The organism is Enterobacter sp. HK169 (assembly GCF_001719105.1).
In the GTDB taxonomy this organism is placed as follows: domain Bacteria; phylum Pseudomonadota; class Gammaproteobacteria; order Enterobacterales; family Enterobacteriaceae; genus Enterobacter; species Enterobacter asburiae_B.
The window spans coordinates 3,572,099-3,594,582 of record NZ_CP017087.1; the positions used below are offsets into that span (position 1 = coordinate 3,572,099).

24 protein-coding genes are annotated in these 22,484 nt (G+C 56.0%); 5 read left to right on the plus strand and 19 right to left on the minus strand.

Going from position 1 to position 22,484, the window contains the following annotated elements; genetic code table 11:
• Window positions 1-6 precede the first annotated feature (6 nt).
• From hpaI to hpaG, 6 genes are all read right to left on the minus strand, one after another.
• Entirely contained in the window at window positions 7-804 is a 798-nt protein-coding gene (gene hpaI / locus EnteroDNA1_RS16970; protein WP_069303632.1) for a 4-hydroxy-2-oxoheptanedioate aldolase, read from the minus strand.
• 9 nt (window positions 805-813) lie between these two features.
• A complete protein-coding gene (gene hpaH, locus EnteroDNA1_RS16975; protein WP_045888119.1) occupies window positions 814-1,617 on the minus strand; it encodes a 2-oxo-hept-4-ene-1,7-dioate hydratase in 804 nt (267 codons plus the stop codon).
• Window positions 1,618-1,739: 122 nt separating this feature from the next.
• Window positions 1,740-2,120 (minus strand): 5-carboxymethyl-2-hydroxymuconate Delta-isomerase, encoded by a 381-nt coding sequence (locus tag EnteroDNA1_RS16980; RefSeq protein WP_048978974.1) that lies wholly within the window; start codon window positions 2,118-2,120, stop codon window positions 1,740-1,742.
• A gap of 9 nt (window positions 2,121-2,129) precedes the next feature.
• A complete protein-coding gene (gene hpaD / locus EnteroDNA1_RS16985; RefSeq protein WP_069303633.1) occupies window positions 2,130-2,981 on the minus strand; it encodes a 3,4-dihydroxyphenylacetate 2,3-dioxygenase in 852 nt (283 codons plus the stop codon).
• Window positions 2,982-2,983: 2 nt separating this feature from the next.
• Entirely contained in the window at window positions 2,984-4,450 is a 1,467-nt protein-coding gene (gene hpaE, locus EnteroDNA1_RS16990) for a 5-carboxymethyl-2-hydroxymuconate semialdehyde dehydrogenase (RefSeq protein ID WP_047060239.1), read from the minus strand.
• Window positions 4,447-5,724: a 4-hydroxyphenylacetate degradation bifunctional isomerase/decarboxylase gene (gene hpaG / locus EnteroDNA1_RS16995; protein WP_069303634.1), complete on the minus strand. Its 1,278-nt coding sequence runs from the start codon at window positions 5,722-5,724 to the stop codon at window positions 4,447-4,449. The genes hpaE and hpaG overlap by 4 nt, the downstream gene beginning before the upstream one ends.
• Window positions 5,725-5,995: 271 nt before the next feature.
• Between hpaG and hpaR the strand changes: the two genes are divergently transcribed.
• Window positions 5,996-6,436 carry a homoprotocatechuate degradation operon regulator HpaR gene (gene hpaR, locus EnteroDNA1_RS17000; RefSeq protein ID WP_023334396.1) on the plus strand — a complete coding sequence of 147 codons (441 nt, stop codon included), beginning with the start codon at window positions 5,996-5,998 and terminating at the stop codon, window positions 6,434-6,436.
• An 83-nt stretch (window positions 6,437-6,519) separates the two neighbouring features.
• The gene (gene tsr, locus EnteroDNA1_RS17005) at window positions 6,520-8,184 is read left to right on the plus strand and encodes a methyl-accepting chemotaxis protein (protein ID WP_033146482.1); all 1,665 of its coding nucleotides are present in this window, start codon (window positions 6,520-6,522) and stop codon (window positions 8,182-8,184) included.
• 90 nt (window positions 8,185-8,274) lie between these two features.
• On the opposite strand, the gene EnteroDNA1_RS17010 is transcribed toward tsr, so the two are convergent.
• The 10 genes from EnteroDNA1_RS17010 to EnteroDNA1_RS17055 form a co-directional block, all read right to left on the minus strand.
• Window positions 8,275-8,790, minus strand: a complete 516-nt coding sequence (locus EnteroDNA1_RS17010; protein WP_069303635.1) for a GNAT family N-acetyltransferase — start codon at window positions 8,788-8,790, stop codon at window positions 8,275-8,277.
• Window positions 8,790-11,081, minus strand: a complete 2,292-nt coding sequence (gene opgB, locus EnteroDNA1_RS17015) for a phosphatidylglycerol--membrane-oligosaccharide glycerophosphotransferase (RefSeq protein WP_069303941.1) — start codon at window positions 11,079-11,081, stop codon at window positions 8,790-8,792. Before opgB ends, EnteroDNA1_RS17010 begins: the two co-directional genes overlap by 1 nt.
• A gap of 271 nt (window positions 11,082-11,352) precedes the next feature.
• Window positions 11,353-11,835 (minus strand): DUF2501 domain-containing protein, encoded by a 483-nt coding sequence (locus EnteroDNA1_RS17020; protein WP_073001066.1) that lies wholly within the window; start codon window positions 11,833-11,835, stop codon window positions 11,353-11,355.
• Window positions 11,836-11,918: 83 nt separating this feature from the next.
• Entirely contained in the window at window positions 11,919-12,656 is a 738-nt protein-coding gene (gene dnaC / locus EnteroDNA1_RS17025) for a DNA replication protein DnaC (RefSeq protein ID WP_023334409.1), read from the minus strand.
• Complete coding sequence (gene dnaT / locus EnteroDNA1_RS17030) at window positions 12,653-13,198, minus strand: primosomal protein DnaT (protein ID WP_029742210.1); 546 nt, start codon at window positions 13,196-13,198, stop codon at window positions 12,653-12,655. The genes dnaC and dnaT overlap by 4 nt, the downstream gene beginning before the upstream one ends.
• A gap of 148 nt (window positions 13,199-13,346) precedes the next feature.
• Window positions 13,347-13,775: an organic hydroperoxide resistance protein gene (locus EnteroDNA1_RS17035; protein WP_023310299.1), complete on the minus strand. Its 429-nt coding sequence runs from the start codon at window positions 13,773-13,775 to the stop codon at window positions 13,347-13,349.
• 83 nt (window positions 13,776-13,858) lie between these two features.
• Window positions 13,859-14,311 carry a MarR family winged helix-turn-helix transcriptional regulator gene (locus EnteroDNA1_RS17040; protein ID WP_033146484.1) on the minus strand — a complete coding sequence of 151 codons (453 nt, stop codon included), beginning with the start codon at window positions 14,309-14,311 and terminating at the stop codon, window positions 13,859-13,861.
• Window positions 14,312-14,352: 41 nt separating this feature from the next.
• A complete protein-coding gene (locus EnteroDNA1_RS17045; RefSeq protein WP_033144567.1) occupies window positions 14,353-14,994 on the minus strand; it encodes a TetR family transcriptional regulator in 642 nt (213 codons plus the stop codon).
• A gap of 67 nt (window positions 14,995-15,061) precedes the next feature.
• A complete protein-coding gene (locus tag EnteroDNA1_RS17050; protein ID WP_023310302.1) occupies window positions 15,062-15,535 on the minus strand; it encodes a threonine/serine exporter in 474 nt (157 codons plus the stop codon).
• On the minus strand, window positions 15,526-16,302 hold the full coding sequence (locus tag EnteroDNA1_RS17055; protein WP_023310303.1) for a threonine/serine ThrE exporter family protein: 777 nt from the start codon (window positions 16,300-16,302) through the stop codon (window positions 15,526-15,528). The genes EnteroDNA1_RS17050 and EnteroDNA1_RS17055 overlap by 10 nt, the downstream gene beginning before the upstream one ends.
• Window positions 16,303-16,711: 409 nt before the next feature.
• Between EnteroDNA1_RS17055 and EnteroDNA1_RS17060 the strand changes: the two genes are divergently transcribed.
• Both EnteroDNA1_RS17060 and bglJ read left to right on the plus strand, forming a co-directional pair.
• Window positions 16,712-17,449, plus strand: a complete 738-nt coding sequence (locus EnteroDNA1_RS17060) for a helix-turn-helix transcriptional regulator (RefSeq protein ID WP_069303636.1) — start codon at window positions 16,712-16,714, stop codon at window positions 17,447-17,449.
• Window positions 17,446-18,081: a DNA-binding transcriptional activator BglJ gene (gene bglJ / locus EnteroDNA1_RS17065; protein WP_069303637.1), complete on the plus strand. Its 636-nt coding sequence runs from the start codon at window positions 17,446-17,448 to the stop codon at window positions 18,079-18,081. The genes EnteroDNA1_RS17060 and bglJ overlap by 4 nt, the downstream gene beginning before the upstream one ends.
• A gap of 38 nt (window positions 18,082-18,119) precedes the next feature.
• Here bglJ and EnteroDNA1_RS17070 read toward each other — a convergent pair whose 3' ends face one another.
• The gene (locus EnteroDNA1_RS17070) at window positions 18,120-18,578 is read right to left on the minus strand and encodes a YbaK/EbsC family protein (protein ID WP_008502085.1); all 459 of its coding nucleotides are present in this window, start codon (window positions 18,576-18,578) and stop codon (window positions 18,120-18,122) included.
• 328 nt (window positions 18,579-18,906) lie between these two features.
• Here EnteroDNA1_RS17070 and EnteroDNA1_RS17075 point away from each other — a divergent pair, with 328 nt between their 5' ends.
• Complete coding sequence (locus EnteroDNA1_RS17075; protein WP_023310306.1) at window positions 18,907-20,253, plus strand: PTS sugar transporter subunit IIC; 1,347 nt, start codon at window positions 18,907-18,909, stop codon at window positions 20,251-20,253.
• 95 nt (window positions 20,254-20,348) lie between these two features.
• Here the strand turns inward: EnteroDNA1_RS17075 and fhuF are convergent, their stop codons facing one another.
• Window positions 20,349-21,137, minus strand: coding sequence for a siderophore-iron reductase FhuF (gene fhuF, locus EnteroDNA1_RS17080; RefSeq protein ID WP_069303638.1), 789 nt, complete (start codon window positions 21,135-21,137; stop codon window positions 20,349-20,351).
• A 95-nt stretch (window positions 21,138-21,232) separates the two neighbouring features.
• Window positions 21,233-22,297: a GGDEF domain-containing protein gene (locus EnteroDNA1_RS17085; RefSeq protein WP_047060227.1), complete on the minus strand. Its 1,065-nt coding sequence runs from the start codon at window positions 22,295-22,297 to the stop codon at window positions 21,233-21,235.
• Window positions 22,298-22,484: the final 187 nt, after the last annotated feature.

The following is a 22,484-nucleotide window of genomic DNA, read 5'->3' on the forward strand; positions in this document are numbered from 1 at the left end:
TTACGTTTAGTAGACGGATTTATTGTTATTAACTGACGTAACCGGTTGTTCGATAAAGCGTGCCGCCAGCGCTTCGGCGCCGCGGGCGAGCAGGGTGGTGTCGACGCCGACGGCGACATACAGCGCGCCAAGCTCGAGGTAGCGTTTCGCCAGCGGCTCGTTCGCCATCAGGATGCCGGGGGCTTTGCCCGCGCTGAGGATCTGCGCGATAGCCTGCTCGATGGCGGCCTGCACCTCCGGGTGCTGCGGATTGCCGGCAAAGCCCATGTCGGCGCTCAGATCCGCCGGGCCGATAAACACGCCGTCGACGCCTTCCACGTCCAGGATCTGCGGCAGGTTTTTCAGCGCCTCACGGGTTTCAATCTGCACCAGCACGCACATGGCGTCGTTGGCCTGCTGCAGGTAATCCGGGATGCGGTTCCAGCGCGAGGCGCGCGCCAGGGCGCTTCCGACCCCGCGAATGCCCGCGGGCGGGTAGCGGGTGGCACGTACCGCCAGCCGCGCTTCGTCGGCGTTTTGCACCATCGGCACCAGCAGGGTTTGTGCCCCCACGTCCAGCAGCTGTTTGATCTGCACCGGGTCGTTCCACGACGGGCGCACCACCGGCTGGCTGGGATAGGGCGCGATGGCCTGCAGCTGGGTTAACACGGTCTGCACGCTGTTCGGCGCGTGCTCGCCGTCGATCAGCAGCCAGTCGAAGCCTGCCCCCGCCAGCAGCTCGGCGCTGTAGCTGCTGGTCAGCCCCAGCCATAACCCGATTTGCGGACGGCCCGCTTTCAGCGCCGCCTTGAATGCGTTTTGCATTGTCCTCTCCTAAACAAAGCGGCAGCTGATGGAGCCCATGCTGCCGTAGTCGACGTGGAAGGTGTCGCCTCTGCTGGCGGGCACCGGGCGGGTAAACGAGCCGCCGAGAATAATCTGGCCGGGCTCAAGCTGCACGTCGTACGGTGCCAGCTTGTTTGCCAGCCACGCCACGCCGTTCGCCGGGTGGTTAAGCACGCCTGCGGCGACGCCGGTCTCTTCGATCACGCCGTTGCGGTAGAGCAGGGCGGAGATCCAGCGCAGATCCAGCTCGTCGGGCTTAATCGGGCGGCCGCCGAGGATCACCCCCGCGTTGGCGGCGTTATCGGAGATGGTATCGAACACCTTGCGCGGGCGCTGGGTTTCCGGGTCAACGTTGTGGCAGCGGGCGTCGATCAGCTCCAGCGCGGGGATGACGTAGTCCGTAGCGTTGTAGACGTCGAAGATCGTGCAGTTCGGGCCGCGCAGCGGTTTTGCCAGCACGAAGGCCAGCTCCACTTCGATGCGCGGGACGATAAAGCGATCGACGGGAATGTCGCTGCCGTCGTGGAAGAACATGTCGTCCAGCAGCGCGCCGTAGTCCGGTTCGCTAATCTGCGAGCTGGCCTGCATCGCTTTGGAGGTCAGGCCGATCTTGTGGCCCTTCAGCACGCGTCCTTCGGCAATCTTCAGGCTGACCCATTCGCGCTGGACGGCGTAGGCGTCGTCGATGGTGATCGTCGGGTAGTCGAGAGAGATCTGGCGGATCTGCTCCCGGGACTGTTCCGCCTGATGCAGACGATGGGCGATCAGGGTATGGGTATGTTTGTCGAGCATGGCGATATCCTGTTTTACGTTTGTTTTCTCCCTCTCCCCGTGGGAGAGGGACGGGGTGAGGGCATCAGGCCGCAGAGATTTCCCCTCACCCTAACCCTCTCCCAAAGGGAGAGGGGACGGTTTTACTTAAACAGCGCGTGAACGTTGTTTTGTTTGTAATTGAGCGTCGGATGCAGCTCGTCGAGCTCGAACGACAGCGCCAGATAGCGGCTCGCCATTAGCGCCGAGAAGTGCGTTTTGATCAGCGCAAACAGCATCTCCCCCACGGCTTCCCGGCTCTCCAGGCTGCGCCCGGCGCCAATCTTCAGCGTCATATGCACAAAGGCGTAATCGTGCCTGCCGTCGGCCATCTGCCAGGTGTCCAGCCAGTGGGCGCGGCTGCGGATGCCGCCGATGGGGAAGATGCCCGTGGCGGCCAGCGCCTCGTTCACTTTGGCAAACAGCCCCGGCAGGTCGGCCTGCTCGCGGATGTTGTCGGTACATTCAGCAATAAAGTGCGGCATGGTGGCTCCTTACGCGGGCAGCGGGAAAACGGCGTTGACCTGGCCGGTGCCGGAGCTGGCGAACAGCTCGGTGAGGAACTCCACCTTGCCGTCGTACTGGTCCCAGCCGAGCATCCCCAGCAGCATCACCGTGTCGTGCATGTTGCCCTCGCCGTAGCAGTAGTCGGCGTACTCCGGCAGCATGCTGCAAAATTCCTTAAACTGGCCTTCGCGCCACAGCTTCACCACGCGCTCGTCCATCTGGCGGTCGAACTCGCGGGTGTAGCTGTTCATCCCTTCCTCCGCGCGCTGGTCGTCGATAAAGCGGTGCGACAGCGAGCCGCTGGCGAGCACCGCCACGGTGCCGTCGTATTTTTCGATGGCTCTGACGATGGCCTCGCCCAGCCTGCGGCTGTCGGCGAAGTCGTGAACCGTGCAGAACGCCGAGATGGAGACTACCTTGAAGTGCTTATCCGCGTTCATGTAGCGCATCGGCACCAGCGTGCCGTACTCCAGCTTGAGGCTCGGGATGTTGTGCGCTTTGGCGCGCACGCCGAGCTTCACCGCCTCGTCGGCGATCAGCTGGCCGAGTTCCGGGTTACCGTCGTAGTCGTAGGTCATGTCGCGGATAAAGTGCGGCAGCTCGTTGCTGGTGTAGACGCCCGCAAAATGGTCCGCACAGTTGATGTGGTACGCGCTGTTCACCAGCCAGTGGGTGTCGAACACGATGATGGTGTCCACGCCCAGCTCGCGGCAGCGCTTGCTGATTTCTTTATGCCCGTCGATGGCCGACTGGCGGCAGCCGTGGTTTTTCCCCGGCAGCTCGGAGAGGTACATCGACGGAACGTGGGTGATTTTTGCCGCTAACGCTAATTTACCCATGGTCAGATCCCCCACTTTGGAATCGGATGGTCGCCCATGGAGATGCAGACGTTCTTCATCTCCGCGAACACCTCGAAGCTGTACTCACCGCCCTCGCGGCCGGTGCCGGAGGCCTTCACGCCGCCAAACGGCTGGCGCAGGTCGCGCACGTTCTGGGTGTTGACGAACACCATCCCCGCTTCGATATTCCGCGCCAGGCGCAGCACTTTGCTGACGTCCTGGGTCCAGATGTACGACGCCAGGCCGTACTCCACGTCGTTGGCCAGGCGCAGGCCTTCCGCTTCGTCCTTAAACGGCAGCAGGCAGGCCACCGGCCCGAAGATCTCCTCCTGCGCCACGCGCATGCGGTTGTCGACGTCCGCCAGCACGGTTGGTCGCAGAAAGTTGCCGCCCTTCAGGTGTGCAGGCAGATCGGTCGGTTTGTCCGGGCCGCCCGCCAGCAGGGTCGCACCCTCTTCAATGCCGAGGCGGATGTAGCCGGAGACTTTCTCCCAGTGCTGCTTGCTGATGAGTGCGCCAATCTGGGTGTTCGGATCGGTCGGGTCGCCCACGCGCAGGCGGTTGGCGCGTTCGGCAAAGCGCTTCACGAATTCCGGGTAGATGCTCTGCTGGATGAAGATGCGCGAGCCGGCGGTGCAGCGCTCGCCGTTGATGGAGAAGATGGTGAACAGGGCGGCGTCCAGCGCGCGCTCTATGTCGGCATCTTCAAAAATCAGCACCGGGGACTTGCCGCCCAGCTCCATGGAGTATTTCTTCAGCCCGGCGTTTTTCATGATGTTGCGCCCGGTGGCGGTGCCGCCGGTGAAGGAGACGGCGCGTACGTCGTGATGGCGCACCAGCGCGTCGCCTGCCGTCGCGCCGTAGCCCTGCACCACGTTGAGCACGCCCGCCGGAATGCCCGCCTCCAGCGCCAGCTCGCCCAGACGGTCGGCGGTCAGCGGGGAGAGTTCAGACATCTTCAGCACCGCGGTGTTTCCGAGTGCCAGGCACGGCGCGACCTTCCAGGTGGCGGTCATAAACGGCACGTTCCACGGCGACACCAGCGCGCAGACGCCCACCGGCTGCACCAGGGTGTAGTTGAGCATCTTGTCGTCGACCGGGTAGGTTTTGCCGTTCATCTGCTGGCACACCTCGGCGAAGAACTCGAAGTTGTGCGAGGCGCGCGGAATGAGCACGTTTTTGGTCTGGTGGATCGGCAGGCCGGTGTCGGCGGTTTCCATGGCGGCGATCTCGGGCACGTTCTGGTCGATCAGGTCGCCCAGACGACGCATCAGGCGCGCGCGCTCCTTCATCGGCAGGTTGGCCCATTTCGGGAACGCCTCTTTGGCGGCGGCGACGGCCTGGTGAACTTCAGCTTCACCGCCGGCGGCGACTTCCGCTAATACCTCGCCGGAGGCCGGGTTGGTAGTGTGGAAGTACTCGCTTCCGGCGACGTTTTTACCGTTGATCCAGTGGTTAATCTTTTTCATTTTGCAGTCTCCTCGCTGACAATCCGGTTCACCAGGCGTCCCACGCCTTCCACTTCCACCACCACTTCATCGCCCGGTACCACGTCGGACAGCCCCTTCGGCGTGCCGGTGGCAATCATGTCGCCCGGCTGCAGGGTCATAAAATCGCTCAGGTACGCAATCAGGTACGGGATGCTGAAGATCAGATCCGCAGTGGTCCCTTCCTGGCGCAGCTCGCCGTTGACGAAGGTGCGCAGGGTGAGGTTGTGCGGATCGGGGATGGCTTCTTTTGGCACGATGTTTGGGGAAATGGGGGTCAGCCCGTCCCGGCTTTTTACCCTCAGGTTCGGTCGGTAGTAGTTTTCCAGGTAGTCGCGGATGGCGTAGTCGTTGCAGACCGTATAGCCCGCAACATAGTCCATCGCCTCGGCTTCGCTGACCTTACGCGCGGTTTTACCGATGACCACCACCAGCTCCGCTTCGTAATGCATGTATTCGATATTGTTCGGGCGCACCGACGTCTGGCCGTCGCCGTTGAAGGTGTTCGGGGCTTTGATAAATACCAGCGGCTCGGTCGGCGGCTTGAAGTCCAGCTCGCTGGCGTGATCGGCATAGTTGAGACCGAGGGCAAACAGCGTGGCGTGCGGCGGCGTGCGGTGCGTGTTAGCGACGTCGCGTTCATCTACCACCGGGTTTTCCAGCGGCGGAAAACCTTCCGCCAGAACGCGCACGCGATCGCCCGGGCGGATCTCCACGCGGCTTTGCGGGGTGCCGAGCAGGATCGCATCGCCGGGATTGAGGGTGGCGAACTCGCTGAGGGCGCTCAGCAGTTCGGCGGCGCTGCGCTGAAGATCGGCCGTGCTCCAGTGGTCCGCTTCGCGGCCGTTGATCTCGGTGATGATGGTCAGGTTATCCACGTTATCCACGGCAACCAGTTCGCCGAGCGGGCAAAATCCGTCCCGGCATTTGGCCTTGATGGCCGGGCGGTAGAAGCTCTCTTCCGGCAGGCTCACCTCGTTGGCGAGCGCATATCCCGCGATGTACTCCGCGGCGACCTCCACGCGAACCTTGCTGGCGGTTTTGCCCACGACCAGTGCCACCGTCGCGCCGCTTAATACCGCTTCCCCGTGCGGGAAGGGGATCGGCTCGCCCGCGCGGATCACCGTGTTATGCGGTTTGATAAACCACACCGCCGTTTTCGGCGGCGTGTTGTAGGGAGCTTTTTCAAAGGCCTCACGCCAGGCTTCACGCTGGCTTTGATGGTTGAGGGCGACGGCAAAAACGGTACCTTTCATTCACATACTCCTCACTCCGACGGTCCGGGTTATGATTTCATTAATATGTTAATGATCTGGTTTTATGCTTTTGCTGTTTATTTCGCAATCAGAAGTGAAATATTTGTGATGGGAATAACAATAAATTTACATGTTGGATTTTATTTATATGTAAATCAGATGTTTAATAAAAATGAATGGTTTCTGTTAGACTTTTTGACGGAAAACGTGTTGTTTATAAAAGCATCTTTTAGGGATTGTTTACTTGTTAATGATGGGAAGGGGAAAGGCTATGCATGATTCATTAACCATCGCGCTGCTGCAGGCGCGGGAAGCGGCGATGTCGTACTTCCGCCCGATCGTGAAGCGCCATAACCTGACCGAGCAGCAGTGGCGCATCGTGCGCGTGCTGGCTGAACATCCGTCGATGGATTTTCACGATCTGGCGTTTCGCACCTGCATCCTGCGCCCGAGCCTGACCGGCATCCTGACGCGCATGGAGCGCGACGGCCTGGTGCTGCGCTTAAAGCCGGTGAACGACCAGCGCAAGCTGTACGTGTCGCTGACCAAAGAGGGGAATGCGCTGTATGAACACGCCCAGGCGCAGGTCGAAGAGGCGTATCAGCAGATCGAGGCGGAATACACGCCTGAGAAGATGAAACAGCTGACGGCGCTGCTGGAAGAGTTTATTGAACTCGGAAACCGGCATAACGCAGCGCGGGAAGAAGAGTAAAAACCACAAATTCCAGGATGATTTTCGTAAAGTTTTCCCTTTCCAGGCCGAAAATTCTGTATCTGTCTGAGGAAAGAGAAAACATGTTAAACCGTATCAAGATTGTCACCAGCTTAATGCTGGTTTTAGCGATATTTGGCCTTTTACAACTCACGTCCGGTGGTCTTTTCTTTAATGCCCTTAAGAATGACAAAGAGAATTTCACCGTCCTGCAAACCATTCGCCAGCAACAATCCACGCTGAACGCCAGCTGGGTCGCGTTGCTGCAAACCCGTAATACCCTGAACCGTGCGGGTATCCGCTACATGATGGATCAGAGCAATATCGGCAGCGGCGCGACCGTTAACGATTTGATGCAAATCGCGTCTACGTCTCTGAAACAGGCGGAAAAAAACTGGGCTGCCTACGAAGCCCTGCCGCGCGATCCGCGTCAAAGCGATGCGGATGCCATGGAGATCAAGCGTAACTATGATATTTACCACGGCGCGCTGGCGGAGCTGATTCAGCTGCTGGGTGCCGGCAAAATCAACGCCTTCTTCGACCAGCCGACCCAGAGCTATCAGGACGGTTTTGAGAAGCAGTATGTGAGTTACCTGCAGCAGAACGACAAGCTGTATCAGACGGCGGTCGAAGACAGCAACAGCTCCTACAGCCAGGCTATCTGGGTGCTGATCAGCGTCCTGATTGCCGTGCTGGTGGTGATCGTGGCCGTCTGGCTCAACATCAAGCAGACGCTGATCTCTCCGCTGAATCGTCTGATCGACAACATTCGCCATATCGCCAGCGGCGACCTGGTGAAGCGCATTGAGGTTCAGGGCACCAACGAGATGGGTGAACTGGCCGACTCGCTGCGCCATATGCAGAGTGAGCTGGTGCGTACCGTCGGCGACGTGCGTAACGGCGCGAACGCGATCTACAGCGGCGCGAGCGAAATTGCGATGGGCAATAACGACCTCTCTTCCCGTACTGAACAGCAGGCCGCTTCCCTGGAAGAGACCGCTGCCAGCATGGAGCAGCTGACGGCAACCGTTAAGCAGAACGCCGAAAACGCCCGTCAGGCGAGCCACCTTGCGCTGAGCGCCTCTGAAACCGCGCAGAAAGGCGGCAAAGTGGTGGATAACGTGGTCCAGACTATGCGCGATATCGCGGGCAGTTCGCAGAAAATTGCCGACATTATCAGCGTGATCGACGGCATTGCCTTCCAGACCAACATTCTGGCACTGAACGCGGCGGTAGAAGCGGCGCGTGCGGGCGAGCAGGGCCGTGGTTTTGCGGTGGTGGCAGGTGAAGTGCGTAACCTGGCCCAGCGCAGCGCCCAGGCGGCTCGCGAAATCAAGAGCCTGATTGAAGACTCCGTGGGCCGCGTGGAAGTGGGCTCAACGCTGGTAGAAAGCGCCGGTGAAACCATGGGTGAGATCGTGAACGCGGTGACCCGCGTAACGGACATCATGGGTGAAATCGCCTCTGCGTCTGACGAGCAGAGCCGCGGTATCGACCAGGTGGGTCTGGCGGTCGCTGAGATGGATCGCGTGACCCAGCAGAACGCCTCGCTGGTAGAGGAATCTGCCGCAGCGGCGGCCGCACTGGAAGAGCAGGCGAGCCGTCTGACTCAGGCCGTGGCGGTGTTCCGCATTCAGCAGGAGCAGATGAAAGCGCGCGAGTTCGCTGCGGCTAAAGCGGTTTCCACGCCGGTGATGGCGCGTAAAACCGCGACAGCCGATTCAGGCGATAACTGGGAAACGTTCTAACCCGGTGCGTTGTGCCGGGTGGCGGCTGCGCCTTACCCGGCCTACGGAAGGTTGTTGCAGGCCCGGTAAGCGAAGCGCCACCGGGCGATATCAAAGCGCCAGACGCATGGCACAGCGGGAGTTATACGCTAAGCCGTGCGCTGCTTCTTCTTCACGTTTTTCACGCAGTTCAGGCGTGAGTTCAGCTACGTATTCAAACCCCAGCTTTGCATAGAACGGCGCGTTCCACGGTACGTCCCTGAACGTCGTCAACGTCAGCGACGCCAGCCCCAGCGTGCGGGCATGGTCTGCCACGCAGGCGATAAGCTGCCTGCCGATCCCTTTTCCCTGCCAGTCCAGATCAACCGAGAGTTCGACAATAAACAGTGATGAAGGGTGGGCCTCGGCGAGGATAAACCCGACGGGCTGGCTGTTCGCCAGCGCCAGCCAGCTTAGCCCACGTTCGGCATACTCAAGGTGCTGCTCAGCGGAAATGACCTCACCGTCGGCAAGCCAGGCGAGATCCGGGCTTTCACGAAAGCGCTCGCCCGCCGCGCGTTCAATGGCGGGAAGGGAGGCAACGTCGCCGGGACGCGTGGGGCGGACGGTGATGTTAACGTCGACCATTAGCCTGCGCGACTCACAATTTTAATTTCGACCATGCCAATGCCGAGCTCTCGCGGTGAATGGCCGAGAATATTCCCTTCATTGGTGGACTGCGGATCCGGCGGCACGATCACCAGGGTATTGCTGCGCGATGGGTTCTCAAAATGCAGCGTGTGCGTGCTCACGTCGTTCCCGAGCGTCAGCATCTGCTCCTGGCTGCCCACGCGAACCGGTACGGGCTTGTTAGCGTTGGGGCCATACGCTCTGGCGGTGATCACCAGGTCGAATTGTTCCGGCAGGGGATGGGCGTACTCAATTTTCACCTCATTGCCCAGCTGCGCGTTGGACCAGCGCCCCCAGGACTCCGGACGCGAGATGCCGCTAAACTGCTTCACTTCCTCGGGCGCGCCGGCCACGTTAAAGATAAAGCTGTCCGCTTTGTAGCGAATGTCGTTATCGCTGATTTTCAGCATGTCGACGTTACGCTGATAGCGCGCGGTATCAATCACCGTATCGTTAAACGCGGTTTTGCCTTTCCACTGGGCTTTATCCACGTGCTGTACGGTTTGCTCCCCGCCGAGCTGACCCTGAGAGACGCACCAGTCGGTAGAAAGCGCCAGCGGCTGCGACCAGAGCTGGCCCATCTTGTAACATCTGTCGATCCAGACGAAGTTATCGCGTGGGGCAAAATCGGCCAGCTGATAGCGCAGCGGCGCGGAATATTCGCTTTCCGGCAGCGGCTCGACGCGCCCCGCCGACACGCGCACCAGCAGCGGTAGACGGAAGCTGCTGCCCGAGAAGGCAATCGTGTTTTTATCCCGATCGACGGTAAAGTCCTTCATCTCTTTCGGGAAGTTCCACAGGCGGATAATGTCTGGCTTCCAGGCGAGGATTTTATCCTTCATGTTGAGGAACACTTCCGACAGGGATTGCCCCGACAGTGTGCTGCGGCCCAGGCCAATAAAGTTGTCGCCGCCCAGAATGTCCAGCACGGTTGCGCCGTTATCCATGGAGTTGCGTTTGGTGGCGATGACCTCCTGCTGCGGCTGGTCGCCGCGCAGGACGAAGAACAGGTTGCTGCGATCCTGCTTGTTGAGCCGATCCCATGCGCTGTTTTTCATCGCCAGATGGTCAGACGAAACGACGATGACCGTGTTTTTGAACCAGGGCGAGGCTTTGATTTTATCGACCAGCGCGGCAATGTGCTCCTGGCTGCAGGTCACGGCGCTGAAAGACGTGTTGTTTTTGCCGTCCACGTCATAGCTTTTGCGTTTGCAGCTGCGCGAGACGAACCCGTCCGGATGGTGGGTGTCCACCGTCAGCGCAAAGAGGGAGAAACGCTTGCCCGCGCGGGAAAGCTCCTCGAATTTCTTCCAGGTTTCGTCGAGTACCGTATCGTCATAGAAGCCCCAGTCGTTACGGTAGCTCGGATCGGCAACCGTCGTTTTTAACTCCTCTGAGCCATACAGGTGGTCAAAACCGTGGGATTTCAGGAACACGTCTTTTCCGGCAAAGCGCAGGTTTGCCCCCTGCACGAAATAGTTTTCGTAGCCGGAGTTTTTCAGGATATCGCCGAGGCAAATATTCTGGGGGAAGAACGTCGACATCGAGGCTGAGGCGTTACCTTCAAAAGGCGCGAACAGCGGGATACCGCACTGGGAGGCAACCATCCCGGCAATCGTATAGTCCGTACCCGGCAGCTGCATGGTGTGGCTGAAGTCGAGCCCTTCGTTTTTCAGCGCGCCCAGGTCTGGCGTCAGGTTCGGGAAGGCATCGTTATCAAAGTACGTGCGTTCCAGGCTTTCACCGTAGATGTAGACCAGATTGAGCTTCGGGCTGGCGATCGTTTTGGACGGTTCTTTGTAGTAAGCCGCGAAATCCGGATCGCCGTCGCGCGACTGGGATTTCACCAGCTCGGTGATCTGATGGAACGCCGGGCTGGCGTCGACGGAGGCCAGCGCCAGGAATAACGCCAGCAGGCTGTAGCCATGATGGTGCGGAAGATGGCGACGTCGACGCAGCACCCAGGCCAGCGCGCCAAAAATCGTCACCAGCGCGACGATAAGGCCGAGCCCCGGAAGAATGTATTTGCCCACGCCCGCGCCCGTCAGGCTGTTCGTCAGCGTGTAGAGCACCGCATCGTTAATACCGTCACCGGTAAAGTAGTCGCTGGCGTATAAGGTAATGTTTAAAATAATAAAAATGCCGAGTACCACCAGCGTGGCGATAAACCACCAGGTGTGACGGCCGGCTTTCCAGGCGTAAACGCCGACAGAAGCCAGAAAAAGGATAAGAGACATGAATTCTGACAACAGCATATCCTCATGACGCCAGGTGCTTCGCTGGCTAACTGTTTATTTTTTGGGTCATACAATGTAATTGCGATGTCGTTAAGCTGCAATTTTAGTGTCACGAAAGTGTGCTGTTGTTAGGATTTGGTTTAGAAAATCGTTTTTATGAAGAAGGTCGCATCCTGACAAACGGACGCTGAGACGGTGGCAGGTGGGAAAAACGTTCGTTTAGCGCCGCGTTGCAAGACTATCGCATTAAACGCGGCGTGTTGTGGCAGAAAAAGGGGGTGGATCAGGAGATGAAATTAACGCCTTGTTTCAGCACCAGATCGCAGGCTTTGGTTTTCACCTGTTTTGCCAGAGAAGAGTTGCCGAGGGTGCTCAGGTTTAGCTGCTGCCCGTTTTGCGCGTTAAGCAGGCCCTGAATGCCGTCCATATAGTTGGTGTCCGCTTTTTGCTCCTGGGTATCCAGCCCCAGTTTACCCAGCACCTGGTTTTTCACGTTTTGCGCGTCGGTCACGGAGGCCAGCTTTTGCTTCGCGCAATATTCCAGAATCCCCGCCGCGTTGTTCATCGTGCCCGCGCTAAGGCTCTGAGAGCTGTTGCCCAGCAGGCTGGTGAGGGAAGAGGCGGAGAGTCCACCCTGAGAGCTGCTGCTCTCTTTGGTCAGCTCATTTGCCGCGCTTGACAGGGACTCCTGCCAGGACGCCGCTTGCGCTGCGCCGGTCACCAGCAGCGCGCCTAAAAAGGTGCTGATTAGAATCTGTTTTTTCATCATGGCTCTCTCAAAAAGGTCCGTTTTGGGCCGAAGGGGTTCCAGTATATACCTATGCCCAGGCGGCGATTCCTGGAACTGTCTTAATACTCTTTGCCGGTAACGCGGCTGCGGTAACTTTCCCAGTCGAAGATGACATAAAGACTATTACCCAGCTTCATGCGGTCCATGACGCGTTCACCCAGTAAGCGGGTCATCTCGTCGATATTGTGGTTCGTCAGCATGCCGGTGGGGCGTTTGGACGAGGAGCGGCGGTCGACAATCTGGTTGATGATCACTTTTTCATAGCGGGATTCTGTCTGAACGCCAATCTCGTCGATGACCAGTAAATCGACATTGCTCAGATCGTTGAGCAATTGCTCTTCGCTGGTTTCGCGGTTGCTGAAGGTGTCTTTCATCGCGGACATGATATCGGCCACGGTGATGATAAGAACCGATTTACCCCGCAGAAGCAGCTCGTTGCAGATGGCGGCTGCAAGGTGGTTTTTTCCGGTACCCGGCTTGCCGCTAAAGATGAAGCTGGCGATATTGCCGTCGAATTCATCCACGTACTGACGGGCGGCGGCAAGGGCGTTCATTTGTCCGTTGGTTTCGACTTTATAGTTATCGAACGAGCAGTTCTGGTGCAGGGGACGGATACCGGAACGGTTAAAGGTGCGCTGCATTTTCATCGCCCGGTTTTCCCTGGCGAGCGCGGCGGCGCGGATCTCACCTTGCTCTTTTTGCCACGCCAGCAGCTCTTCACCCGTGGTGAAAGCGGGCTTCACGTTGGCAGGCATCATTTTTTGCAGACGTTTCATCAGGTCGCCGACGTTCTTCATTTCGCACCTCGGAATCCGCTGGGGATCTGTTTATCCGGTTCGGAAAACGCGTTGATATCGCGTTTGGGCTGGCCGTTGTTGCCGGCGCGGGTAATTTGAAGATGACGCGCGAGCTTTTGCTGCCATTGAATATGGGTGAAGACTTTACCTTCCGCCTGCCACCAGGCGGTAAACGCGGCGAGCTCTTCCGCGGTGGCCGGCTGGGTTAGCGCAATGCCCCACAGCGCGGCCTGCCGCTGAAAATCCGCATCCGGCTGCCAGCCCGCGTACAGGGCAAATTTTCCCATCGGAACGGTCACGGGGACGTTAACCGGTTCATCAAAGAACTGGTTGTCCAGCGTGATATCGCTCGCCGGGCGTGACAGTTGCGCTTCAATCTCCAGAAGCTGTGCCAGGCGTTCCGGCGTGATTGCGTAGAACGCCGGCGCGTTGTCGGCAAAAACCGCAACCGTGCCGCCTTCGGCATGGGTCAACACACCGCGTGGGTCGCGCATAAAGGCATCAATGCCAGCAATGCTGGTGGTCAGAATTCTGGAGGACATAACGCTTACTCTACTGATTACTACGGGCGTGATATGGGCTTATGGTAGCACAGAGAGAGGAAAGGGAAGGAGGGGATTTCCCCGGTGGCGCTGCGCTTACCGGGGCTACGGTCGTAGGCCTGAAAAGCGCAGCGCCATCAGGTATTTATCACGCGATGATGTTCAGGGTCACGTCGATGTTGCCGCGGGTCGCGTTAGAGTACGGGCAAACAATGTGCGCCGCATCGACCAGCTTTTTGGCTTCCGCGGGATCCATACCCTCAACGTGGATGTTCAGTTTTGCTTCGATACCAAAACCGGTTGGCAGCGGGCCAATACCCACTTCGCCTTCAATAAAGGCATCTTTTGGCAGGGTAAATTTGTCGCGTGCGGCCACGAACTTCATCGCGCCCAGGAAGCAGGCAGAGTAGCCCGCAGCAAACAGCTGCTCAGGGTTCGTTACTTCTCCGCCCATGCCGCCCATCTCTTTTGGCACGCCCAGTTTTACGTCCAGTACGCCATCGGAAGAGGTCGCGCGGCCGTCACGGCCACCGGTTGCTTTTGCTTTGGCGGTATACACTACTTTTTCTAAAGACATGGCAGGTTCCTCATCTTGCTTTGATGTGTGCTATTAAATAGCGTGCGATATATATGGGTAATAATCACGCGTAAAGTATAGCTTTACGCGCGGTGTAGCTGTTGTCGCAAAAGTTCGAGCTGCTGTTTGAGCGCCAGCAAAGTGTCGGTATCACACTGCGCTGCGCAACCCACCGCATGGGGAATACCCAATGCCTGCTGCTGAAGTTCACGTCCCGCTTCACTCAGGGTGACGGCGACCTGACGTTCGTCTTTGCGCGAACGGTGGCGGTTGATTAACCCACCGCTTTCCAGCCGTTTTAACAGCGGCGTCAGGGTTGCAGAGTCCAGAAACAGGCGTTCGCCGATGTCCGACACCGTGACGTCATCCTGCTCCCACAGTACCAGCATCACCAGATATTGCGGGTAAGTCAGGTTCAGCGGTGCCAGCAGTTGCCGGTACAGCTTATTAAGCGCCAGATTTGCCGAATAGAGTGCAAAGCAGAGCTGGTTATCCAGCTTGAGCGCAGCGGTTGCGTCGTTCGTTTTCGCGTTCATGAGATGAATATAGGTAGTGTGCGATTTAATTGCAAGCAATTTTATGGGCAGGTGTAGCGGAGCGCCACCTGAACGGCCATTTTGCGGTAGTGCTGGCGCTGAGCCTGTTCGTCCGCCCCGTCTTCAAACAGGAGCGTGAAGGTATAGCTGTTGGCAACGTAGTGAAAGCTGAAGCTGCTTATCAGGCGGTGAAGATCGCGGGCGTCAACCGTCTGGCTGAAGAGCTGCTTTTCTTTGCCCCGGAGCAGGATGCCCTCCAGCAGGTCGAGCGCGCTACGGTTAACCTGGCGCAGATAGCTCGACTGCTGCATAAAGCGGCCGCGCTGCATGTTTTCCATGCAGATAATCCGGATGTAGTCCGGGTGGTCGGCATGATAGTCAAAGGTGGCTTCAACCAGATTGACCAGCGCTTCGACGGGGGGCATTCCCGCCAGGCTTAGCGCTTTTTCACTGGCGCGAATCTGGGTGTAAACATGTTCCAGAACCAGAAGATAGAGATTCTCTTTATTCTTAAAATGATAAACCACCATGCGTTTGGTGGTACCCGCTTTCTCCGCGATCTGCTCCATGCGGGCACCGTTCAATCCATACTCGGCAAAAAGCGCGATGGCGCTCTGAAAAATTTTCTCTTTCAGGCTGGATTCTTCGCTGTGCTCGGGGTGTTCGCTGCCAGGGTTAGCCACATCCTTTCCTTATTTTCACCAAACGGACCAGAAAGATTATCTCCATGGCAGCGAAATAACACAAATATCAAACGCGTGGGCGTTTGCGGTACAGCCACAGCCCGGGGATCGACAGCCCGATGGAAAGCGCGCCGACGATGGACGACGCCTTAAGAAAGTTGCTCAGGAGGAGGATCATCTGAGGCTCGGTGTAGCCAAAATGGCTGATTTTCACCGCGGAAATCATCGCCGTATAGGCAGATATGCCGGGGAACATTGGGATCACGGCGGCGACGGTGAACACCTTGGGATGCGCCAGATACCAGCGCGACCACTGAATGCCGATACTGCCAACCAGCATGGAGGCCATAAATGTCGACCATTCGATGTTAAATCCTGCGGTCATCATCACCATTCGCGAGCCATGACCAATCGCGCCCAGCAGCGCACACCACCGCAGAGCGCGTTGCGGAACGTTAAACACCATCGCAAAGCCGACGGCAGGAATGGCGGCCAGAAGCATGTCCTGTGCCAGCGCCAGCAGAAAATCTATCACGCCCATCCGCGTAACCCCCAGAGTGTCATGGCCATCACAACGCCGATGCAGGTCGCCAGCGTCAGCAGGCTGGCAATAGCCCAGCGTGCCAGACCGGTATTGATGTGTCCTTTAAACATGTCGGCAACGGCGTTGATCAACGGAAAGCCCGGAACAAGCAGAAGCACGCTGGCGGCCATGGCAATCGTCGGGGTAGTGGCAAACTGCGGCAGGCGCAGCAGCAGGCCAGAAACCGTGGTGGCGACAAACGCGGTAATGCAGAAGTTAATTTGCGGATGCAGCTGCCGGTGCGTCAGCAGCTGGCGAACATACATGGCGATACTGCTGGCGAAAAAGGTGACGATCGCGCCGTCCCAGCCGCCTTTGTTGAGCTTACAAAAGCAGGCGCAAGACAGCCCTACCATCACCACGACAAGCCAGCGCGGATAACGCAATGGCTTAATTTGGCTGAACCGTTTTTCAATCTCCCGAAGATCGAGAAGCTTATGTTCAGCAAGGATGACGATGTGCTGCACTTCGGTCACGACATGCATGTTAATGCCGCGATCATGGTTTTTGCGGGTGGAGGTCAGGCACTGGCCGTCTTTGATCGTGGTCAGCACGATGGCGTTAGATGAAATAGCGCTTTCAACGCTATCCATACCCAGCGCCAGTCCCAGCCGGGTGGAAAGCTCCTCAACCAGCGCGCTTTCCGCGCCGTGCTGGAGCAGAAAAAGACCGCACTGAATACATAGCCGCGTGATAGCACGCTGCGTTGACCGATCTGCCTGCATGTATTGTCCTGAAGAAGGTGGAAAGTTGCCGGTTGGCCCATAGCGATTACTTTTAGCACAAAGTGCAGTGCCTCTTGCTGTGGGCCAGATCAAGGTTTATGCAAACAGTTGCAGCCCCTACGTGCGGAAGGGGTTGGGATTAATTCATCATTCTGGTGAATTATAATTATTGAAAGATAAGTTATATATATTTAGTTATTCTAATTTTATATTGTAGTTATTTTAATGACACTGCAATTAAATTTAATTTCGCTTTGTGAGATATTACTGCTGTTTAGGTATTTCTTAAACTAAGAATACATCTCATCTTCTGCTTGTATTAACCTGCTTTACACTCAGGGACGAAAATACTCATACGTTGATGCACTTTAACGTTACTCATCACATGAAGAATGGACACGGAGGGTCTATGTTGTCTTTGCACGGTAAGCATAGCGTTATCATTAGCCGGATACCGGTCATGCAAAACGGGTTGGGGGGCGTAATGACTCGCCATTTCCCCGATTTTGAATTGACCTATTGCAGCTCATTGCAGGAGTTAACACTGCTCCAGCTACGCCGCGCTGACGTCATCATTGCTGATATTACAGGCGAATACTGGAATCCTCGGGGCGCGCTCGAAGAGTATTTCAATTTATTGAATCAATACCGGAACATTCACTGGATCTTTTTAGTTTCGCGGCCGCTTAACCCTATTGCCGTTGAGCTACTTGTGCGCCCGGAAAGTACGCTGCTTTCTGATATGGAACCCATTGAAGGCCTGGTGAACGCTATTCGGGCAGGTAGCGAACGCGCAGAGCGGGTAAGCCAGACGTTGTTAGCCCCTGAACCTCAAAGTACGGGGGATGAAGACGAAAACATTATTGCCCTTACGCACTCCGAACGCAAAGTATTGCGGCTGTTAGGTAAAGGATGGGGGATTAACCAAATCGCCACATTGCTCAAGAAGAGCAATAAAACCGTCAGTGCACAGAAAAACAGTGCGATGCGACGGCTGTCATTACGCAGTAATGCCGATATGTACGCCTGGATAAACAGTACACAGGGAATGCGAGAGCTGAGTTTGATGTCAGCCTATGGAGAGTTCGAGGAATGGAAAAAACCGATTCAACAAGACATATCGCCATCGTCGAAAATTGCACGATGAGTGCTGTTGGGCTGCAGCATCTTTTTGCGATGCCCGGCCTGAATCATTATCAGCTGCATCTGTTTAGTGAATTTGATAGCTTTCAGAAAGCACTTCAGCACATCAATTTTTTCTCGCTGATCTATTCATATTCCGATGCGCGAGAAGAGCGTCGTAGCTGCCTGGCGCACCTGCGGGATTTTGCGTTTACGCATGGCCATATCCAGCGCATTATCCTGGTCGCTGATGAGATGGAAGCAAGATTGATTAGCCATCTTTCCCCGTCACGCCTTCACGGTGTGGTCAGTAAATCGCTGAAGCTTGAGCACCTGCAGAAGGAACTCATGGTGTTGCTGAGCGAAACCCTGCGCATCAATGACAATATGATGAATCACTGGTACCAGAGTCAAAGCAGAATGTTAAGCCCAACGGAACGGGCAATATTGCGTTATATGTCTTGCGGCTATTCCATTCCTCAAATCGCGGCACAGCTTGAACGCAATATTAAGACCATCCGGGCGCATAAGTTTAATGCGATGGTCAAGCTGGGGGTGAACTCTGACGTAGGGCTGCTCGATGCGGCGGATATTATTACCCACCTTTCGGCAAGAGAACCGCGAAGTTCGATACTCAGCAAGCCGACTTTTTTATAACCTGTCTGTTGCGCGCCAGACAGGCTCTGGCGCATCAATCAGATGCAAACATCAACCCATTTTGCGGAAGTCAGCTCTGCCATTCTGTCAGGTGAAATACGCACGGCACTGTGAATTGCGCCTGCTGCGGGCAGAACTTCGGCGTACTGCTTTAATGAGATATCGCAGTAAACCGCGAGCGGGTTTTCAAGGCCGAACGGGCACACGCCGCCAACGGGGTGACCTGTGATGGTCACCACTTCATCACTGCTGAGCATGCGCGCTTTCGCACCAAACGTATCTTTCAGCTTTTTGTTATCCAGGCGCGCATCGCCTTTCGCCACCACCAGTATCACCTCATTTTTCACCTTTAATGACAAGGTTTTGGCGATTTGTCCCGGTTCAACACGATGGGCGGCAGCAGCCAACGCAACGGTAGCGGTACTCTGACTAAGTTCAATGACGTCTATATCCGGCGCGTTGTCGGCAAAAAACTGCTGTACAGACTGCAAACTCATTGTTTCCTCCTGACAAATATCCTGCGTAATCTGTCATAAGAATTTATGCTCTGTAAATATCTCTTCAGTAACAAATATCCCGAACGGCTGATTTCTGGATCCTCTTCACAATCACGGAAACCGGTTACAGTAACCGGTTGCAGAGCGTGATGCGTCGATTAATACTGAGTACGTAACGTCCCCTGTATCCAATAATAAGAGCAAATTATGAAACCATTCCGTCTGAGCAGTACCACTGGTCCACAAGCCAGCAAGGTTGTGAAGGTGATTTATGGAACAACGTGCGGCGCAAATGCGCCCGTAACAAACGTCTGACAGGAGATCTGCCATGTCTGCCAACCATGCTGCGTTTAACCTGATATTCCGTTTTGTTGAAAATTACGTGAGCCCGATTGCCGGGCGGATCTCTTCCCAGCGTCATGTCATGGCTATCCGTGATGGGTTTATCTCTGCGATGCCATTTATGATTGTGGGTTCGTTTCTGTTAGTGTTCGCATACCCGCCGTTTTCGCCGGATACCACCTGGGGTTTCGCCCGAGCCTGGCTGGATATGGCGAAGCAGTTTGAAGGCCAAATCCTGACGCCGTTTGATATGACGATGGGCATTATGTCCATTTATATCTGTGCGGCCATCGCCTATAACCTTGGCAAACATTATGTCAAATCACACCAGTTAGACCCGTTTATGTGCGCCATGCTGTCGTTGATGGCGTTTTTGCTGGTCGCGGCACCGAAAACCAAAGGCACGCTGCCTGTCGATAGCCTGGGTGGGACGGGCATTTTTACCGCGATTCTGGTGGCGATCTACTGCGTTGAGATGATGCGTTTCCTCAAGGCCCATAACATCGGTATTCGCCTGCCGGACCAGGTTCCTCCGATGATCAAAAACTCTTTTGATCTGCTCATCCCGGTGCTGGTAGTGGTGTTGACGCTTTATCCTCTGAGCCTGCTCATTCAGTCTCAGTTCGGCATGCTGATCCCGCAGGCCATTATGTCGGTCTTTAAACCTCTGGTTTCCGCAGCGGATTCCCTGCCTGCGATCCTGCTGGCCGTGTTGATTGGTCATCTGCTGTGGTTCGCCGGGATCCACGGAGCCGCCATCGTCTCCGGGATGCTGCAGATGTTCTGGCTGACTAACCTAGGTGCGAACCAGACCGCGCTGGCCGCCAGTCAGCCTCTGCCGCATATTTTTATGGAGGCGTTCTGGACGTTCTTTATCGTGATTGGCGGGTCGGGTGCCACGATGGGGCTGGTCATTTGCTATCTGCGTAGCCGTTCAGCGCATTTACGCTCTATCGGGCGTTTGAGCGTGGTACCCAGCTTCTTCAACATCAATGAACCCGTTATCTTCGGTACGCCAATCGTGATGAACCCGGTGTTCTTTATTCCGTTCCTGCTGGCACCGATGGTAAATGCCGTGCTAGCCTGGGCGGCGATGACGTTTGACCTGATTGGCCGCGTCATCTCAGTGGTTCCCTGGACGGCACCGGCGCCAATAGGCGCAGCGTGGGCTCTGGGCTGGGATTTCCGCGCGGCTATTCTGGTTGTGGTCCTGGCCTGCGTATCGGCAATCATCTACTTCCCGTTCTTCAAAGTGTACGAGAAACAGCTGCTGGAGCAGGAAGCGGAAGAAGCACAGCGTAACGCGGAAGAGGACAATCAGCAGGTGGCTTAGGTTAAAGCAAAACGGCAACTCAGGTTGCCGTTTTTAGTGTTTGTTCCCTCTCCCTGTGGGAGAGGGGCAGGGTGAGGGCATCAGGCCGTGGCCGATTATTTCAGCGTGCAATCCCCGCACTGCTTAACATCTGGCAGGCGATAGCGCTGGCAGCATGTGCGGCGAACCAGAAGCCCATCACGGAGCACGACGGTACGGAATAACGGGTTGTCACGGCCATCGGAAAGCTGTTTTGCAAAGAAACAGGACTGACGCAGGGCATCAACGTTCTCATCACCAAGCAGAGGCTTCATTTCCGTTAAATACCAGTGGATTAAATAGCCCGTATTGCTCCAGATAAGCTTCGCGTTAATTTCTCCCGTCGCTTCAAGCGCGTCCACGACCGGGATCAGGGCCTGGGTGATAAGCTGCTCCATGCGTTCCTGAGCCGTCAGGCGTTCCGCGTTCTGGTCTTCGTGCAGATCAATCCAGAAACAGGCTGCGCGCCCGGTTTCGTGAAACTCGACGTGGAAATTATCCGGCGAGAGTTCCAGCATGCTCTTCTGGGTTAACAGCGCCAGCATGAGGGGAGGCACCATCAGCCCGATATACCACTGCGCCCAAAGAGAGAGCAGTGGTTTATTTTCCCGCGTAAGAGTGGGATGATTGCGATAGATATGGTCGGAATAGGTGGCCAACAGCGACTGCAGTTTTGTCGGTTGACGCCACTCTGAGAGCGTCATGGCGTGGTTCGGGTGCGCTTCATCAAGGCGGATAAAGTCCAGCAGGTGGGCGCGCGTCTCCGCAATCTTATCCCGTATGTCATCCGCAAGCGAAGCATTCCCGCTGGTGAGGGGCGCTCGCCAGAGGAGGGGTTCGACGATGTGTGCGGTATGCGTAGCCATAGTATAGATAGAAATCTAAATGATAATGATTGCCAATCCTAACTATTGCTCATATCAATGGCAAGACTTTTGTCTTTAAGACACCGCCGTGATGTTTATGCCGTCTGCAGCTCTTCACTTAACAGAATGTTATTGCGCCCCATATGCTTTGCTTCGTAGAGGGCTTTGTCCGCTTTTTCCAGCGCGCCTTCCACGTCTTCATCCTCGAAAATGGCAATACCAATGCTGATGGTGACGTTTGTCGCGACACTCTCGTTAAACAGATGCGGGATTTTCAAATCGTAGACTTTCTGACGGATCCGCTCGGCCGTCTGGCGGGCATGTTCGAGTGAAATATTGGTCAGCAGCACCATGAACTCTTCTCCGCCAAAACGCGCCACAATATCGCGAGAACGCACGGCGTCGCGGATTGCCGCAGAGACGCGCTTCAGCGCCTGATCGCCCATCATATGGCCATAGTGATCGTTATAGGCTTTGAAGTGATCGATATCCATCAGCAGGACAAAGTGCTCGCCATTTTCTACCGTCGGCAGGTTCTCCAGACGGCTTTGCAGACCGCGACGATTATAGAGCCCGGTAAGCGGGTCCATCATGCTGAGATCGGTAAGGGTTTCTCGCTCTTCCAACAGGCGCGAGAGCAATTCCTGAGCGAAACGATCGTTACGCGTTTGCAAAATGTTATGTATAGCAATTGCCACCACAGGAAGTGCGAAAGAATAGGTCATTCTCAGCCATATATCGTGATCGCTTAGCCACAGGCAGACAATAAAGGTGGGCAATGAGTGCAGCGTAAATGCTTTGATATTACTCGCGAATGCCAGCGTTCCGATAAAAAGTACCGTTAATAGAGCGATTAACAAATACGTCGCGTGGTCGTGGGTAATTAAGGCGAATTTAGACTCAATTTGCCAGGCCCACAAAATACCGAAGATCCCTGAAACAACGGGAATATTTATCTTCCGCGCGCGCTTTCTCCAGTGCCAGACGAACAGGCCGGTGCTGATGGAGAAAATAGCAATAAGTGGGGCAGATAACAGGCGTACAGAATTGAGCGGATTTGTTACCGAGAACACTGCCGAGGTTGCGTTCAGAAATAAAAATAAACGTAACGACAATTGATATTTTCTGTGAACCAAAGACCGCCAGGATTGTGATGTCATAGTCGTGCGTTTTTATTAAAATTTAATTAAAACAAATAAGTAGGTGCTGTTTCGCAATAAAACATGCAAAAAACTCAAAGAGTAATTATCAGAAAATCTTTAGATGTTGTTAACAGGTGTGCAATTTATCACCTTAGGCAATTCCTGTCATTACGGGAAAGGTAAAGGTCGATGGATTTTGATTCAT

Excerpts from the sequence above, each read along its gene's own strand:
- EnteroDNA1_RS17050 (WP_023310302.1), bottom strand. The coding sequence starts at position 15,535 with ATGGGCGTGATAGATTTTCTGCTGGCGCTGGCACAGGACATGCTTCTG.
- hpaD (WP_069303633.1), bottom strand. The coding sequence starts at position 2,981 with ATGGGTAAATTAGCGTTAGCGGCAAAAATCACCCACGTTCCGTCGATG.
- hpaI (WP_069303632.1), bottom strand. The coding sequence starts at position 804 with ATGCAAAACGCATTCAAGGCGGCGCTGAAAGCGGGCCGTCCGCAAATC.
- bglJ (WP_069303637.1), top strand. The coding sequence starts at position 17,446 with ATGAGTGCTGTTGGGCTGCAGCATCTTTTTGCGATGCCCGGCCTGAAT.
- hpaE (WP_047060239.1), bottom strand. The coding sequence starts at position 4,450 with ATGAAAAAGATTAACCACTGGATCAACGGTAAAAACGTCGCCGGAAGC.
- EnteroDNA1_RS17035 (WP_023310299.1), bottom strand. The coding sequence starts at position 13,775 with ATGTCTTTAGAAAAAGTAGTGTATACCGCCAAAGCAAAAGCAACCGGT.
- dnaC (WP_023334409.1), bottom strand. The coding sequence starts at position 12,656 with ATGAAGAACGTCGGCGACCTGATGAAACGTCTGCAAAAAATGATGCCT.
- EnteroDNA1_RS17055 (WP_023310303.1), bottom strand. The coding sequence starts at position 16,302 with ATGCAGGCAGATCGGTCAACGCAGCGTGCTATCACGCGGCTATGTATT.
- hpaG (WP_069303634.1), bottom strand. The coding sequence starts at position 5,724 with ATGAAAGGTACCGTTTTTGCCGTCGCCCTCAACCATCAAAGCCAGCGT.
- tsr (WP_033146482.1), top strand. The coding sequence starts at position 6,520 with ATGTTAAACCGTATCAAGATTGTCACCAGCTTAATGCTGGTTTTAGCG.
- EnteroDNA1_RS17040 (WP_033146484.1), bottom strand. The coding sequence starts at position 14,311 with ATGAACGCGAAAACGAACGACGCAACCGCTGCGCTCAAGCTGGATAAC.
- EnteroDNA1_RS17020 (WP_073001066.1), bottom strand. The coding sequence starts at position 11,835 with ATGAAAAAACAGATTCTAATCAGCACCTTTTTAGGCGCGCTGCTGGTG.
- hpaH (WP_045888119.1), bottom strand. The coding sequence starts at position 1,617 with ATGCTCGACAAACATACCCATACCCTGATCGCCCATCGTCTGCATCAG.
- EnteroDNA1_RS17070 (WP_008502085.1), bottom strand. The coding sequence starts at position 18,578 with ATGAGTTTGCAGTCTGTACAGCAGTTTTTTGCCGACAACGCGCCGGAT.
- EnteroDNA1_RS17010 (WP_069303635.1), bottom strand. The coding sequence starts at position 8,790 with ATGGTCGACGTTAACATCACCGTCCGCCCCACGCGTCCCGGCGACGTT.
- dnaT (WP_029742210.1), bottom strand. The coding sequence starts at position 13,198 with ATGTCCTCCAGAATTCTGACCACCAGCATTGCTGGCATTGATGCCTTT.
- hpaR (WP_023334396.1), top strand. The coding sequence starts at position 5,996 with ATGCATGATTCATTAACCATCGCGCTGCTGCAGGCGCGGGAAGCGGCG.
- EnteroDNA1_RS17075 (WP_023310306.1), top strand. The coding sequence starts at position 18,907 with ATGTCTGCCAACCATGCTGCGTTTAACCTGATATTCCGTTTTGTTGAA.
- EnteroDNA1_RS17085 (WP_047060227.1), bottom strand. The coding sequence starts at position 22,297 with ATGACATCACAATCCTGGCGGTCTTTGGTTCACAGAAAATATCAATTG.
- fhuF (WP_069303638.1), bottom strand. The coding sequence starts at position 21,137 with ATGGCTACGCATACCGCACACATCGTCGAACCCCTCCTCTGGCGAGCG.
- EnteroDNA1_RS16980 (WP_048978974.1), bottom strand. The coding sequence starts at position 2,120 with ATGCCGCACTTTATTGCTGAATGTACCGACAACATCCGCGAGCAGGCC.
- EnteroDNA1_RS17060 (WP_069303636.1), top strand. The coding sequence starts at position 16,712 with ATGTTGTCTTTGCACGGTAAGCATAGCGTTATCATTAGCCGGATACCG.